General features: G+C 48.2%; 15 protein-coding genes. 4 read left to right on the top strand and 11 right to left on the bottom strand.

Going from position 1 to position 14,661, the window contains the following annotated elements:
- Positions 1 to 40: 40 nt before the first annotated feature.
- From pyc to ACZ5FK_RS00310, 3 genes are read right to left on the bottom strand one after another with little or no spacing between them, the layout of a single operon-like run.
- On the bottom strand, positions 41 to 3,484 hold the full coding sequence (gene pyc, locus ACZ5FK_RS00320; RefSeq protein ID WP_464807459.1) for a pyruvate carboxylase: 3,444 nt from the start codon (positions 3,482 to 3,484) through the stop codon (positions 41 to 43).
- A gap of 12 nt (positions 3,485 to 3,496) precedes the next feature.
- Positions 3,497 to 4,675, bottom strand: a complete 1,179-nt coding sequence (locus ACZ5FK_RS00315; protein ID WP_464805938.1) for an FtsW/RodA/SpoVE family cell cycle protein — start codon at positions 4,673 to 4,675, stop codon at positions 3,497 to 3,499.
- A 58-nt stretch (positions 4,676 to 4,733) separates the two neighbouring features.
- Complete coding sequence (locus tag ACZ5FK_RS00310) at positions 4,734 to 5,015, bottom strand: Fpa/YlaN family protein (protein ID WP_464805937.1); 282 nt, start codon at positions 5,013 to 5,015, stop codon at positions 4,734 to 4,736.
- A gap of 245 nt (positions 5,016 to 5,260) precedes the next feature.
- Between ACZ5FK_RS00310 and ACZ5FK_RS00305 the strand changes: the two genes are divergently transcribed.
- The gene (locus ACZ5FK_RS00305) at positions 5,261 to 5,758 is read left to right on the top strand and encodes a peptidyl-prolyl cis-trans isomerase (protein WP_464805936.1); all 498 of its coding nucleotides are present in this window, start codon (positions 5,261 to 5,263) and stop codon (positions 5,756 to 5,758) included.
- 35 nt (positions 5,759 to 5,793) lie between these two features.
- A complete protein-coding gene (locus ACZ5FK_RS00300; RefSeq protein WP_464805935.1) occupies positions 5,794 to 5,997 on the top strand; it encodes a YlaI family protein in 204 nt (67 codons plus the stop codon).
- An 18-nt stretch (positions 5,998 to 6,015) separates the two neighbouring features.
- On the opposite strand, the gene ACZ5FK_RS00295 is transcribed toward ACZ5FK_RS00300, so the two are convergent.
- Both ACZ5FK_RS00295 and typA read right to left on the bottom strand, forming a co-directional pair.
- Positions 6,016 to 6,348 carry a YlaH-like family protein gene (locus tag ACZ5FK_RS00295; RefSeq protein ID WP_464805934.1) on the bottom strand — a complete coding sequence of 111 codons (333 nt, stop codon included), beginning with the start codon at positions 6,346 to 6,348 and terminating at the stop codon, positions 6,016 to 6,018.
- Positions 6,349 to 6,381: 33 nt separating this feature from the next.
- Positions 6,382 to 8,223, bottom strand: a complete 1,842-nt coding sequence (typA, locus tag ACZ5FK_RS00290) for a translational GTPase TypA (protein ID WP_464805933.1) — start codon at positions 8,221 to 8,223, stop codon at positions 6,382 to 6,384.
- 101 nt (positions 8,224 to 8,324) lie between these two features.
- On the opposite strand from typA, the gene ACZ5FK_RS00285 reads away from it, so the two are divergent.
- Positions 8,325 to 8,510 (top strand): YlaF family protein, encoded by a 186-nt coding sequence (locus tag ACZ5FK_RS00285; RefSeq protein ID WP_464805932.1) that lies wholly within the window; start codon positions 8,325 to 8,327, stop codon positions 8,508 to 8,510.
- A gap of 137 nt (positions 8,511 to 8,647) precedes the next feature.
- Here the strand turns inward: ACZ5FK_RS00285 and ACZ5FK_RS00280 are convergent, their stop codons facing one another.
- From ACZ5FK_RS00280 to ACZ5FK_RS00270, 3 genes are all read right to left on the bottom strand, one after another.
- Positions 8,648 to 10,102, bottom strand: a complete 1,455-nt coding sequence (locus tag ACZ5FK_RS00280; protein WP_464805533.1) for an IS1182 family transposase — start codon at positions 10,100 to 10,102, stop codon at positions 8,648 to 8,650.
- Between the two features lie 302 nt (positions 10,103 to 10,404).
- Positions 10,405 to 11,202: an inositol monophosphatase family protein gene (locus tag ACZ5FK_RS00275; RefSeq protein WP_464805931.1), complete on the bottom strand. Its 798-nt coding sequence runs from the start codon at positions 11,200 to 11,202 to the stop codon at positions 10,405 to 10,407.
- A gap of 183 nt (positions 11,203 to 11,385) precedes the next feature.
- Positions 11,386 to 11,583, bottom strand: coding sequence for a hypothetical protein (locus ACZ5FK_RS00270; RefSeq protein WP_464805930.1), 198 nt, complete (start codon positions 11,581 to 11,583; stop codon positions 11,386 to 11,388).
- Between the two features lie 155 nt (positions 11,584 to 11,738).
- Between ACZ5FK_RS00270 and ACZ5FK_RS00265 the strand changes: the two genes are divergently transcribed.
- Positions 11,739 to 12,362, top strand: coding sequence for a YktB family protein (locus tag ACZ5FK_RS00265; RefSeq protein WP_464805929.1), 624 nt, complete (start codon positions 11,739 to 11,741; stop codon positions 12,360 to 12,362).
- 84 nt (positions 12,363 to 12,446) lie between these two features.
- On the opposite strand, the gene ACZ5FK_RS00260 is transcribed toward ACZ5FK_RS00265, so the two are convergent.
- Genes ACZ5FK_RS00260 through ACZ5FK_RS00250 form a run of 3 tightly spaced genes read right to left on the bottom strand, consistent with a single transcriptional unit; the run spans position 12,447 to position 14,594 of the window.
- Positions 12,447 to 12,728, bottom strand: a complete 282-nt coding sequence (locus ACZ5FK_RS00260; RefSeq protein WP_464805928.1) for a UPF0223 family protein — start codon at positions 12,726 to 12,728, stop codon at positions 12,447 to 12,449.
- The gene (locus ACZ5FK_RS00255; protein WP_464805927.1) at positions 12,725 to 13,687 is read right to left on the bottom strand and encodes an NAD(P)H-dependent flavin oxidoreductase; all 963 of its coding nucleotides are present in this window, start codon (positions 13,685 to 13,687) and stop codon (positions 12,725 to 12,727) included. Before ACZ5FK_RS00255 ends, ACZ5FK_RS00260 begins: the two co-directional genes overlap by 4 nt.
- 40 nt (positions 13,688 to 13,727) lie before the next feature.
- Positions 13,728 to 14,594: a polysaccharide deacetylase family protein gene (locus ACZ5FK_RS00250; protein WP_464805926.1), complete on the bottom strand. Its 867-nt coding sequence runs from the start codon at positions 14,592 to 14,594 to the stop codon at positions 13,728 to 13,730.
- Positions 14,595 to 14,661: the final 67 nt, after the last annotated feature.

Raw genomic sequence — 14,661 nt, 5'->3', positions numbered from 1 at the left:
GCTGCCAAAAAGGCATCACGGAATCCGTGATGCCTTTTTATTATGCCTCATGTTCAAGTTCCAGCAGCAGGTCCCCAGTGGAGATGGAATCCCCTGCCACGACATGGATCGCTGTTACAACGCCTTTGAATGGAGCCTGTATAGTCGTTTCCATTTTCATCGCTTCCGTGATGAGCAGGTGCTCCCCCCTTTTCACTTTGGCACCGGCTGAAACTGCCACTTTAAGAACAGTTCCCGGCATAGTTGCGGCGATGTGCGTCTCATTGGCAGGATTCGCTTTCGGTCTGTGTTCGTGATGCGTCTCGATGCTCATATCCTGGATGACGATCTCCCGCGGCTGCCCGTTCATCTCGAAATACATGATGCGGGTGCCGTCCGATTGCGGCTCCCCGATCGATATGAGCTTGACGATCAGCGTTTTCCCTTTTTCGATCTCCACCTCTATTTCCTGGCCAAGCCTCATGCCAAACAGGAACTCAGGTGTGTGTATGACCGAGACATCACCGAACTGCTTTTGCATCGTTGCATACTCCTCAAACACTTTCGGATAGAGCGCGTATGCTAACGCGTCTTTCATCGACGCCGGCCTTGCCAGCATTCCATCAAGCTTCGATTTGACTTCCTTGAAATCGACGTCTGGCAGCAATTCGCCCGGGCGCACAGTAATCGGTTCCCTCCCCTTCAGCACAACGTCCTGAAGTTCCTTTGGAAACCCTCCATACGGCTGCCCGATATAGCCCTCAAAGAATTCAATGACCGACTCGGGAAAGTCAATCGACTGCCCTCTGCTGATGACAGATTGTTCATCCAAATTGTTCTGTACCATGAACAGGGCCATGTCACCGACAATTTTAGAGGACGGCGTCACCTTGATGATATCTCCGAATAGCATATTCACCCGGGAGAACATCTCTTTCACTTCATCCCAGCGCTCTCCAAGACCTACGCCTTTCGCCTGCTGCTGCAAGTTTGAATATTGGCCGCCCGGCATCTCGTGGACATAAATTTCGGAATGCGGGCTGATCATGCCGCTTTCGAAATGCTGGTAATATTTCCGGACGTCTTCCCAGTAATAGGATAGATCCTCAAGCGCCTTAATATCCGACCGTACCTTTCGGCCCGAATGCTGCATGGCGTAATACAGCGAGCTTGCCGACGGCTGCGACGTCAGCCCAGCCATCGAGCCAAGAGCCGTATCGACGATATCCACACCTGATTCAATTGCTTTTGCATACATGTATATACCATTGCCGCTTGTATCATGTGAATGAAGGTGGATCGGAATATCAATACTCTCTTTCAGTTCTGAAATTAATCGGTAAGCAGCTTCCGGTTTCAAGAGGCCTGCCATGTCCTTGATGGCAAGTATATGTGCCCCTGTCGCTTCCAGCTCTTTCGCCATCTTTTTATAATAATCGACCGTGTATTTAGCCCGTCCATCGTCAAGGATGTCGCCTGTATAGCAAAGCGCCGCTTCAGCGACTTTCCCCGCATCCCTCGCCGCTTCGATGGCGACTTCCATCCCTTTCAGCCAATTGAGACTGTCGAAAATCCGAAATACATCGATCCCCGATTCAGCTGCAGTCTTAACAAATTCCTTTATGACATTGTCTGGGTAATTTGAATAACCGACGGCATTCGCACCGCGGAACAGCATTTGAAACAGCACATTCGGAATCTGTTCCCTTAACTTTGTTAACCTGTCCCACGGATCCTCTTTCAGGAATCGGTACGAGACGTCGAAAGTCGCCCCTCCCCACATTTCATAAGAGAAAAGGTTTGGCAGAAGATGCGCCGACTCGGAAGCGATATTGACAAGATCTTTCGTCCTTACTCTAGTCGCCAAAAGCGACTGGTGCGCATCCCGGAATGTAGTGTCGGTGAGCAGCACATCATCCTGCCGCTTGATCCACTCCACCAGTCCGACCGCGCCACTTTCGTCAAGAATCTGTTTTGTACCCGGCAGTATTGGCTGCAACAGATCGACTTGAGGCTTCCTGGCGGGATGGAACAGCGGTTTTGATTGCTTCCCAATGCCCGGAAACCCATTGACTGTAACATTCCCAAGGTAATTCAGCAGTTTAGTGCCCCTGTCGAGTCTGACTGGGAACTCGAAAAGCTCGGGAGCTGTGTCGATGAATCCAGTATCGTAATTCCCTGTAAGGAAACTCTCATGGCGCACGACATTTTCAAGAAAAGGTATATTCGTTTTAATTCCGCGTATCCTGAACTCTTGCAAATTTCTGTCCATTTTAGACGCAGCTTCGCGGAATGTCATTCCCCATGTAGAGACTTTCACGAGCAATGAGTCGTAATATGGCGTTATGACCGCGCCTTGAAAACCGTTGCCGGCATCCAGGCGGACACCAAACCCGCCTCCCGACCTGTATACCATCAATTTTCCTGTGTCCGGCATAAAATCGTTCAAAGGATCTTCCGTTGTCACGCGTGACTGAATGGCATAACCAAAAAGCGGAATCTCATTTTGATGAGGGACGGCTGTCACTTGACCGTGCAAGTCATTCCCGCCAGCAATATGGATCTGTGCGTGGACAATATCGATCCCTGTCACCATTTCGGTAATGGTATGTTCCACCTGTATCCGTGGGTTCACTTCTATAAAATAGAATTTATCATCTGCAACTAGAAATTCCACTGTTCCGGCATTCACATACGACACACTCCGCATGAGCTTGACCGCAGCATCGCAGATTTCTGCACGCAACCTTTCTGTTAATGAAATGGAAGGAGCAATTTCAACGACTTTCTGGTGCCTTCGCTGCACGGAACAGTCGCGTTCATATAAGTGGACGACATTGCCATCTGTGTCACCGAGGATCTGCACTTCGATATGTTTCGGTTTTGCAATGTACTTCTCGACATATACATCGCTTGATCCGAATGCAGATTTGGTTTCTGAGCGAGCACGCTCATACGCCTCCTCGATCATCTCTTCCGTCTCCACTATGCGCATTCCACGTCCACCGCCGCCAAGCGCCGCTTTAATAATCAACGGATAGCCATGCGCAGACCCGAATTCTCTTATATCGGAAACGGCAGAGACCGGTCCCCCGCTTCCAGGAATGACAGGAATTCCAGCCCTGATCGCCTGATCCCGTGCTTTTACTTTGTCGCCGAACATATCAAGATGAAGGGGTGTAGGACCGATGAAAATAATGCCCTCTTCCTCTAGCCGGCGTGCGAATTGTGCGTTTTCCGCAAGGAAGCCATATCCGGGATGTACAGCATTTGCTCCTGAATACTTGGCAATGCGAATAATATCCTCGATATCAAGATATGCATCAATCGGTTTTCTGCCTTCTCCGACGAGGTAGGATTCATCCGCTTTGTACCGATGGAAGGAACCCCTGTCCTCCGCTGAATAGATGCCAACTGTCGGGATTTGCAATTCAGTGCAAGCGCGGAAGATCCGAATCGCGATCTCTCCCCTGTTAGCGACAAGAATCTTCTTGATTTCTCCCAATCCCTTTCCCATTTACGCACTTCCTTTGCTATTATTCTTCTTATATTTTTCGAACATTGACACATTCATCAATATTCCTAAAGCTAAAGATAACAGAATAATAGAAGTTCCGCCATAACTAATAAACGGAAGCGGTACACCTGTCAAAGGAAGCAGTCCGGTAAGCCCGCCGATATTGACAAATGTCTGGATGCCGATCAGGCTGCCAATCCCCGCGGCCAGCATCCGTGCTTGCGGATCTTTTGTAGACATGGCGATCTTAAGTGCATGCAGGACAAGGAACCCTAGTCCTCCAAGTACGATGAGCGTTCCGAAGATCCCCAGTTCTTCAGATATGACTGCCATGATTACATCCGTTTGGGGCTCAGGCAGGTAGCCCAGTTTTTGTATGGAATTGCCGAGGCCAAGGCCTTTTACCCCTCCCGTCCCGATCGCAATATAGCCGTTTGCAATCTGATAACCCGACCCCTGTATATAATCAAACGGATCCAGGAAGGATAATATACGCCCTTTCCGTCCCCCGGTCATAACCGTATCCCAAAAAATCCAGAGCAGGAGCGACATCGGAATGAGAATAAGTCCGATAATACCGCTTAACTTTCCGAACGTTTTTGGCCGGATTCCGCTTGAAGCAAGCAAAGCGAGCGCCGTCATGACAATGATGAATGAAGTCCCAATATCCGTCTCTGTCATAATAAGCCCGACGGCGAAGAACAGGATAATGACAGGCGGGAGGATGGACTTGTTGATGGAGTCGATTGTCCCCGATTCATATTTCTTTGCAAACACGCTGGAGAAGTAGAGGATGATCACAATCTTTGCAATTTCGGAAGGCTGCAGGTTTCCAAAACCCGGTACAGTGATCCAACTTTGTGCGCCGCCAGCTCCCCAGCCGATTATATGTACAAGCACAAGGAAGATGAACATAATAAAGACGGAAGTTTTCATAAAACCTTTCCGTTTATAATTGTGGTAGGGAAAGAAAGCGCCAAGGAAAAAGGCAACAAATGAAACAATCAGGTTGATCAGCTGTTTCCGGTAGAAGTGGTCTGGTGCGAATCCATAACGGTTGACCGCCCACGCCATACTTGCACTGTAGATCATGACCAACCCGAACGCACAAAGCAGTAGATAGACAAAGAACAACGGGTAATCGAAGTTCTTACCTATTTTTTTCACATAATTTATCATCGTACATTCCCCGTTTTAAATAAAAAACTCAAACCTTTTATGAGTTTGAGTCTTTTGTTTATTTTTTTGTATATAACTCATGCAAGACGTTCATTTCCTGTTCAAGCGCCGAAAGGAGGATTTTCCCCTGATCCCTCTCGATCAGGCCGAGCTTCACTGCAAAATCGATTTCACGGGAGAGCCCGTACATTTGCGTGTCAAGCACTTCCTCATACAGAGGGCATTGCGGCATCGTCAAATGATCCATCTGCACTTTGATGAGCTGTGCAATTTTATCGGCATCCGCTTGTAGCTGCTTCATTGCCTTTTCTTGATATGTCTCTTGTACTTCTGTATCCATGAGGACGCCCCCGTTCACCTAGTATTCATGCGCGGTGATTATGAATAAATTGTATCTTTTGAGAGGGTAAATTGCAAGTGTTTCCCCTGAAGGAGCTGCTTGTTGTAAATGACTTCCCACAGTTGTTCTCTAAGGGTATACTAAAAGAAGACGGAACATGCCGCCCTTTATCGGCATTCCAAAGAACTGCAACTAAAAATCCGGCCGGTCAAACGGCCGCCCATTTACGTAGGAGGCTTACTGTTTTGGAAACGATTATCCCGATAACAGGAAACACGGAATTTAAGATCACACTGGATCCAACGGTTTGGATCTTTGACGACCGCCGCATAGACCTTGACACCTTTTTCGGCGGACAGTATGTCGAACGCGACGAAATGGAAGAATACAAGGAAGCGATGGGTAAACATTGGTCCCGCGAAATCATGGAAGGCGCCACATTCCCTCCGACTTTGAAATCTGAGAAGAAGTATGAAAAACAGAAAATGCTGACCGGAACGTTCGGCATCATCCTGGAGCCTTTCATCAAGAACGCGGTGCCCGGCGAGAACGCGGAGCGCTTCACGCTTGTGACAGCTGAAGGCGAACATTCCTTCCCGCTTGATATGGCGAAGGAGATCATCCTCCAATACAGCATTAAAGGGAAGCCGCTGAAAGACGGAGGACCTGTATATGCATTGCTGAAAGACGGAAGCAATCGTAATGAGCCGATCCGTTCCATTACATCCATCCGGATCGATTGACTGAAAAGCCGGCATCGCCTGAAAGGAGTGGCCAGATGCGAGTTAAATGTGTACTTTGTGATACGATCGGAGAACTGAAGGATGACTTGCCGCTTGCGAAAAAGTTGCGCAATCATCCTATCAATACGTATATGTGTGAATCATGCAGCGACCGTATCAAAGATGAGACCAACAGACGGGTATCGACCGGGCGCTTCATTTTCCACAGAAGCTCCCATATATCTGAAAAAGAATTCTAAACGAAAAGACTCCGCCGCTTACGATGCGACGGAGTCTTTCTTATGTTCATTCATGCGGCGTACCCGATATATGATCAAGATGAGCGCTGCCACGATGAGCCCTTCCACGATCGGCAGGAAGAAGGCAAGGAATGTCAAAACGAGGCATCCTAGAAACAGGAAGCTGTAGATGACGACATTCTGCCAAAATTTAATCTTCCGGGCGAATCCCAGCTTGTACACAATCGCGGACAGCAGGAATATGAGCGCAAACAAGACATATCCAGCGGAATTATACGTAGGCATCAGATCATAGATCATATGACAGACGCCTGACATCCTGCCGAATACGAACTCGGTCTCCTTATCCATTACAGAAAACAACCCTTTCTTGACGCGCTATCTTCACTCTCCGGACTTTCTCTTCTTTTCCGCCTTTTCCCGTTCGTTCTTATCCAGGATTTTCTTGCGCAGACGGATGGAAACCGGCGTCACTTCACAATATTCGTCGTCCCCGACGTACTGAAGCGCTTCTTCCAGAGATAAAATACGCGGTTTTTTCGTCGTAACGGTCTGATCTTTCGTGGCGGACCGGACATTTGTCGCGTGCTTGATTTTTGTCAGATTGATCGTCAAATCATTGTCCCGATTATTCTGGCCGACAATCATGCCCGCATAAATTTCGGTTCCCGCTTCCACAAACATCGTACCGCGGTCTTCCAATTGCATTATACCATAACCTGTGACAGTTCCGTTCTCCATGGAGACAAGCACTCCATGGCGGCGACCGCCAACTCGTCCTGAAGCGACAGGCTTATAGGAATCGAACGTATGGTTGATGATGCCATATCCGCGCGTAAGAGTCAGGAATTCGGTGGAATACCCGATCAATCCCCTTGCCGGCACTAGGAAAATCAGACGGACTTGTCCGTTGCCATTGTTGATCATATCAAGCATTTCGCCTTTTCGTTCACCGATCGACTCGATGATCGATCCTGTATGTTCTTCAGGAATATCGATCTGCACCCGCTCAACCGGCTCGCAGCGCACACCATCGATCGTACGGATGATAACTTCCGGCTTCGACACTTGAAGCTCGTAGCCTTCACGGCGCATATTCTCAATCAGGATGGACAAGTGAAGTTCACCGCGGCCGGAAACGACCCATGCATCTGGAGAGTCGGTCGGTTCTACACGCAGGGAAACATCGGTCTGCAGCTGCTGCTCAAGGCGTTCTTCGATCTTACGGGAAGTGACCCATTTGCCTTCCTTCCCTGCGAACGGGCTATTGTTCACGAGGAATGTCATTTGCAGCGTCGGTTCGTCTACGTGAAGAGCCGGTAATGCTTCAAGATGATCTGACGGGCAGACGGTCTCACCGACGTCAAGATCTTCCATTCCTGAAATTGCGACAAGATCTCCAGCATATGCTTCCTGGATCTCGATGCGTTTCAGGCCGAGGAAACCGTACATCTTAGTGACGCGGAAGTTCTTAGTCGAACCATCACGCTTCATGACGGTCACTTGCTGACCCACTTTCATCGTACCGCGGAAAATACGCCCGATTCCGATGCGTCCCACATAGTCATTATAATCAAGCAGCGATACTTGGAATTGAAGGGGTTCTTCACGGTTATCGACAGGAGCCGGAATATTTTCCAAAATCGAATCAAACAGTACAGCCAATGTGTCTTCCTGATCTTCTGGATTTGGTGAAAGGCTTGCCGTCCCATTGAAACCAGATGCAAAAACGACTGGGAACTCAAGCTGATCATCATTGGCATCAAGCTCAATGAAAAGTTCGAGAACTTCATCGACCACTTCTTCGGGCCGAGCGAATTCACGGTCGATCTTATTGACGACGACAATCGGCTTCAGATTAGTTTCAAGGGCTTTCTTAAGGACAAAACGTGTTTGAGGCATACAGCCCTCGAATGAATCGACAACAAGGATGACACCATCTACCATGCGGAGAATACGTTCCACTTCCCCGCCGAAGTCGGCGTGTCCAGGTGTATCTAGAATGTTGATTTTTGTATCTTTATATTCAATCCCTGTGTTCTTGGCAAGGATTGTGATTCCGCGTTCCCTTTCCAAGTCATTGGAATCCATTGCACGTTCATCGACATGCTCATTCGAACGGAAAATACCGGATTGCTTCAGCAATTGGTCGACAAGTGTCGTTTTCCCATGGTCTACGTGAGCGATAATTGCTATATTGCGTATATCATTTCGAGATGTAGACATAATTTCACTCCATTATTCTTTTTTCAGATGTATAACTGTGATATTATAGCACAAGAGCCTTAGATACAAAAACAATTACTTTTAAATATGGAGGGTTTTTTTTGAATAATATCAAGTGGGTATTCGTCCTCTATTCCGTCGGTGCAGTCGCAGCTATGAGTGCAATTGGCGTCGCAGTCGGCATGCGTAGTATTCCCGTAGGCATCATCGCGATCCTCGCCCTCATTTTTGTCATGGGGAACGGTTTTAAGACAAAGAAAAAAATGCGCGAGAACGGCATGCTTTGAACATACAAAGAAAAGGCCGGCAGTTTATTACGAGGGCACTGAAAATCTTACGATTTCAAAAAGATTTCTCCTTAGAAACAAAAAAGAGGCGATTTCTGTTCGATTTTGAACAGAAATCGCCTCTTTTCTTCCTCTTATTATTGCACTTTCTCTGTTAAGAGCTTCAGGATCCGTTTCAGATTGACTGCGAATATCGTGGTCGCTGCCTGAACATCCATGCCAAATAAACCCGCGGATTTGGCCGTATGAAACCCATGGGCATGTTTCAGTTCACTATTTTTCGCTTCAATCTTATATCTTTCCCGCGCAAGTTTCTTAAAGTGTTCTGTCTCCTGGAAAGCAGCCTGTTCTACATGTTCCGCCGATTTGATGGATACGGAATAGGTCTTGCTTTTGGCCCCTTCCTTGTAACAGCCCTCTCGCATTGGACACGTCTTGCATTTTTCGATATCGAAATAGAACGTCATGGACTGGTTTTTCCCCTGGCCTTTTTTGCCAGTTCGTGCCTTCCGCGTCGCAAGATGTCCCGCCGGGCAGACAAACATACCGGCATCCTTGTTGAAATCAAACGCCTGTGTCCTGGTCCCGTTCAGAATCGGATTCAGTTTGGAGATCAATTGGATCTCTTCCTTCTGGGTATAGATCAGGTTATCTTTTCCTGAATATGCCGCGTCGCCAAGTACCGTGCTAATTTCCATGCCAGCCGTTCTGCTTTTTTCGATTAGTTCCTTTAGGTAGTGTCCATCGCTTTTTTCACCCGTCGTAATAGTTGCCGCCGTGATGATCCGTTCATCACACATCGCAAGATGCGTCTTATATCCAAAAAAGGAGGAATCCGCCGATTTATGGCCTACCCGTGCGTCTTGATCCCCGGAATATGCAAGGTGGTGTTGGGTATCCTCGACTATTTCCTTCAATGTGTTCAAACGCTCTTTGACAGCGGGCACCTCGGCGATTTGGGGTTCGTTCTCGAGTACGGTGATGACCTTCTCACAATAAGCCAATTCCTCGTCCATCTCCTGGGAAATTGGTTTCTCAGGAAACCTTTCTTTCATCGATTCATCGATTTTATAGACAGCTTTCCGCACATTCTTTGCTTTCTCTTGGAGGAACTCCCTCGGTGATTTTTGATTAAACCGAGCCTTTGTGTGGGTGGCATCCACAATCAAGGTCTTGCTTGTGATGAGCTTCTTATCCAGCGCAATCTCGACTGTCTTCCCGATCAGCATGTCTAATAGACCGACGTCCTGTAGACGCAGTCTGCGGAATTTCGTGAGTGAGCTTGGATCGATGACTTCATCTTCTGGCGCCATGCCTAGGAAATACTTGAAGGACATGTCGTATTTAGATCGTTCCACAAGATCGACATCAGACAGATCGTGGATCGCTTTTAACAGAAGATATTTGAACATACGGATGGGAGGAATCGCGTTCCGACCGTTATCGAGACAGTATTTAGTCTTCAGCTCATCAAGGATGAAAGAGAAATCGACCAGCTCATTGATTTGTCGAAGCATATTGTCTTTCGGCACAACGAGATCGTAGATCGCCATGTAGGGACTTAAGGGAAGGGTTTCTTGGTTTGAAATCATGAGACGCACCACCTGTGTTTTCTTACCATAAAGTATACAGGATTATTCTAGTGGATTGTAGTGGAAGGCGGCGACTCCAGCGGGAACAGCGCGAGCCGAAGACCCTGGACGGAGCGCAGCGAAGGAAGCGGCTGAGGCCGTGCCCGCGGAAAGCGTCCGCCTGGAACGGAAATCCACGGCGCCAAAGGGAAAAGCTCAGCAGGAAACGATAAATCGTTTCCTGCCGAGCTAAAAAGCAACTTGGGTACTTTTTCAGTGCCCTCGTTTATTACTGTCGGTCTTTCTTCTTGTTATACAGCCTTTCATTCCGGTTTTAGCTGTATGTGGCTGGAGAGGATATCATGATGCAGGCCAGGGCGCGCAACGATGAACGTATCCGTCCCTAGAAGGTGCGGCGTTTCACCTTTAAGGTTCGTCGCAAGCGCCCCGACCTCTTTTGCAATGACCATGCCGCCCGCTATATCCCATGGCGCCAGGCGCAAGGACATATAGGCGTCTATCCTTCCTGCTGATACATAAGCAAGCTCCATGGCGGCGGAACCATAGGAGCGCGTTCCTCTGCACGTCTGGATCAGATTGATCAGCGGCTCATGTTCAATTCTCCGGTTCGGAATCACCCAGCTTGCATTGATGCCGATCACCGCCTTCTCGATCGGTGTAATTTCAAGCATCGGAAGGCGCTCGTCGTTGAAAAATGCGCCCTCCCCCTTCATCGCATGGTAAAAATCATCTTGCATGACGTCATATATATAACCGAGCATTCCGATACCGTCCACATAAATACCGAGGGATATGGCAAAATTACGTTTTTGATGGATGAAGTTCATCGTCCCGTCAATCGGATCCAGGAACCAAATGACGCCGTCCAATGATTCGATTTGATCTCCAAAGCCTTCTTCACCGAAGATGCGATGTTCTGGAAACTCTGCTTTAATCCGCTCGACAAAGAAACGCTCAATTCCTTTGTCAATGTTTGTCACCAGATCATTCGCTTCGGATTTTGTCTCCACATCGATATGACTGTAGAAAGAAATACGTATCTTATGTCCCGCCTCCTTTAACAATGACTTAGCAAAGCGGTCGATCATGCCCCAGTTCAATGACAGCACCTCATTACCGGAAGAGACAGTTCTTCCTTTAAAGTTTTTAATTTATGGTGTACCTAGTATATCATAACAGCTGGCAATGCTTACTATCGTTTATACAAAAAAAGGCTACCGTCCACATCCTCCTCTATTGAGAAGAGAGTGCACAGAAGCCTTTTTTCTGGTGGCCGGAGATCTTTAGGCGAAAGCATTGAAGGTCTCCAGTTCTCCATGGATTTCTGTCAGCCTTTTTTTACTCTTGCCAATCTGCTTTTTATCATCTTCCTGCACCGCATCGAAAAGTGTCGCCAATTCATAATCGAGTTCCAACTGCAACAGCTTGACATATTCTTTTTCAATCTCGGATTTGCGAATAATATGGACCACTTGTTTCATGTTAACCGCTCCTTTGTTGAAATGTCGTCGATTGCTTATCACTTACTATAAAGTATGCCGGCATCTCTACTTACGTTAGTTATAAGCCTTGTTGTAGTGATTGTTCCCCATTTTCTGTTACGATAAACGTTGAATACTCGATTGGAGGAATATAATTGGCAGCAACCTATTGGACAAATGAAGATTTTGACGTATTCGCAATCGAAGGGCTTGATAACAGAATGGCTGCCCTCCAGGAAAAGATCCAGCCGAAGTTCCATGAGCTTGGTGATCTGTTTGCAGGCCATCTCTCCGCCTTTGGAAAGGGGGAGTTCTTTCCGCATGTCGCAAAACATGCAAGGCGGACAGTGAATCCGCCAAAGGACAGCTGGGTCGCATTAGCTCCTGCAAAACGCGGCTATAAGGCACTTCCCCATTTCCAAATCGGTTTATGGAATACGCATCTATTTATCATACTCGCCGTCATATATGAAAACCCGGATAAGAAAGGCATTTCCGAACGCCTTCAGAAACAACCGGACAGCATCCTTTCGCTACCCGGCTCATTCGTAGTCTCCGGAGATCATATGAAGCCGGAAGCTGCATCAATCGAAGCAGCGGGCAAAGAAGGTGTCATGGAACTGCTTGAGCGCCTTCACTCCGTTAAGAAAGCGGAGTTGATCGTCGGCAGGCATATAAGCCGCGAGGAAGCGGTGACTCTGTCCCGGAAAGAATTCTTTGCCATAGCCCAAGAAACAATCGATCGGCTTGTTCCTCTGTATGATCTCATTGCAGGATGAACGGAATGCAACATCAAAGATAAACGAAGAGGCGATCCTGATGTGTTCTAATCAGGATCGCCTTTTTCTCATAATTTATCCGGCTCAGTTTTTACCGATCCGCTCTCCGTCTTGGCCTTCTTTCGCCTGCTTGACAACAGAATAGCTGTCTAGGCCGCTCACGTCTTTGAATTCCTTGAATAGCGTCTTCTCTTCTGCCATGGACGGGACGACTGCCTTGAATGCCCTGTAGGCCTGCATAAGCTCCTCGCGCTGCACTCCGTTTTCAACCGCTTTTTCGATCGCTCCGAAGAACGCGACCACGTCGATGATTTCGGAAGTCGACCAATCATGCCTGATCGGATAGCTATATTCTCCAATTGTCATTGTATGCACCAACTTCTTCTGATTGATTCTGCTTCCTGCTCCATCCTGCTGAAAAGATCCGCTACTGCCGGGATATCCTGTATGAGGCCGGCCACTTGGCCTGCCCAGCCGAAACCGCGCGTCGCCTCTCCTTCATGGATGAAGCGGCGGTTCGCTTCTCCACTGATCAGTTCTTTCAGCCCTTCATAGCCCGCCTGAGCTTCCTCAAGCGCTTGGATCTTATCTGTCCATTCGCCCTTGAGCGCTCTGGCAGGCGCGCCAAGAGAACGCTTAATGATAGTTGTATCCGTTTCACGGCTCGCCAAAAGCGCTTTTTTGTACGCAGCTGACGCATGTACACATTCCTTGGTCGCGATGAATCTTGTCCCCATTTCGATCCCTTCCGCTCCGAGGGCAAGTGCCGCCATCAGTCCTCTGCCGTCCCCTATGCCGCCGGAAGCGATGACAGGGATCCCGACTGCATCAACGACTTGAGGGACAAGGACCATCGTCCCGATATCATCCCGTCCTAGATGGCCGCCGCCTTCCTGGCCAACCACCATGACAGCATCTGCTCCGAGTTCTTCCGCTTTCACTGCCTGTCTTTTCCCGGCAGTCAGCACAAGTGTTTTGACATCCGTTTTTTCGAGCATCTTAAAGAACGGAGCAGGATTTCCCCCAGTCACGCTCATGACACCGACGCCTTCTTCAAGAGCCGCTTCCACCATATGCTCAAACGGCCGACCGTGCTGGCCGATTGCAAAATTGACACCGAACGGCTTCTCGGTCAACTCTTTCACTTTCCTGATCTCCCTCTGCAGCTCATCAGGTGATGACAAACTCATTGCAGTGATCTGCCCAAGACCTCCCGCATTTGAAACTGCCGAGGCAAGTTCCGCGTATGCAAGATAGGCGAGGCCCCCTTGTATGATCGGCACACGAATGCCGAGCAGATTTGTCACTTTTGTCTTCCATTCCATTTCAAACATCCCCCATCGGCTCATTTTTATGCGCAGTACATCACTTGTCTCCGATTACTTTGATCGTATGAGGGTCGACAAAGCCATATCCTTTACCACGAAGGCCGGTGATGATTTCTTCTAGCGCATCCGCCGTCCATTCCCGGTCATGCATTAGAAGGTTCGCCCCGTTTCCAAGCAACTCCGTATTGACCATGATATCGGCGATTTTCTCTTTTGTCATATAGTCTTTCATGAAGTCATAGCCATAAGACCAGTTCATCAAGACCATGCCTTCCTGCTCAGCAAGCGATCTGCTGTAGTCGGTATTGACACCAAACGGCGCCCTGAAGAATTTCGGTTTCTCCCCTGTGATCTTCTCGACGTCCTCATTGACGGAGATGATTTCCTCTTTCTGTTCTTCCTCCGTCAGTTTCGACAGGTTCGCGTGGGTCTTCGTATGGTTTCCGATCATGAAGCCCATGTCATGGATTTCTTTCAGGATGTCCTGTTTCTCCTCAGTTTGGATGAAGTGCCCATTTACAAAGAAGATGGCTGGTGCATCCATTTCCTTCAAGGTTTTCGCAATATCAAGGGCGCGCTTGTCCGGCGCATCATCGAATGTCAGCAGGACAACTTTCGGATCTGCATCATCGATCGGCACAACAGAATAGATATTATTAAGCTCGTAAAGCGGCACTGCCGGCTCTTCCTGGGCTTCCTTTTCTTCTGCCGGCTCTCCCTCCAGCTCACCGTCTTCCTTACTCTCTGCATCCGCATCAGTCTCATCCGTTCCATCCGTATTAACGGTTTCCGGACTTTTCTCCCCCGCTTGTGCATTTGCATTATCCTGCCCATCATCTTTTTCCGAACAGGCTCCAAGCAGTAATAATAAACCTAAGCATATGTATAAAATAGATTTTTTCATAATATCCTCCTTTTCTATCATCCTATCACGCCTAAAACCGCCTGCGCAACACCGATGGGGCACTGAA

The sequence above is a fragment of the Sporosarcina sp. GTC18466 genome (assembly GCF_055389225.1).
The sequence above is the reverse complement of the archived record's forward strand: the minus strand, read 5'-3'. Positions and strand labels throughout refer to the sequence as shown.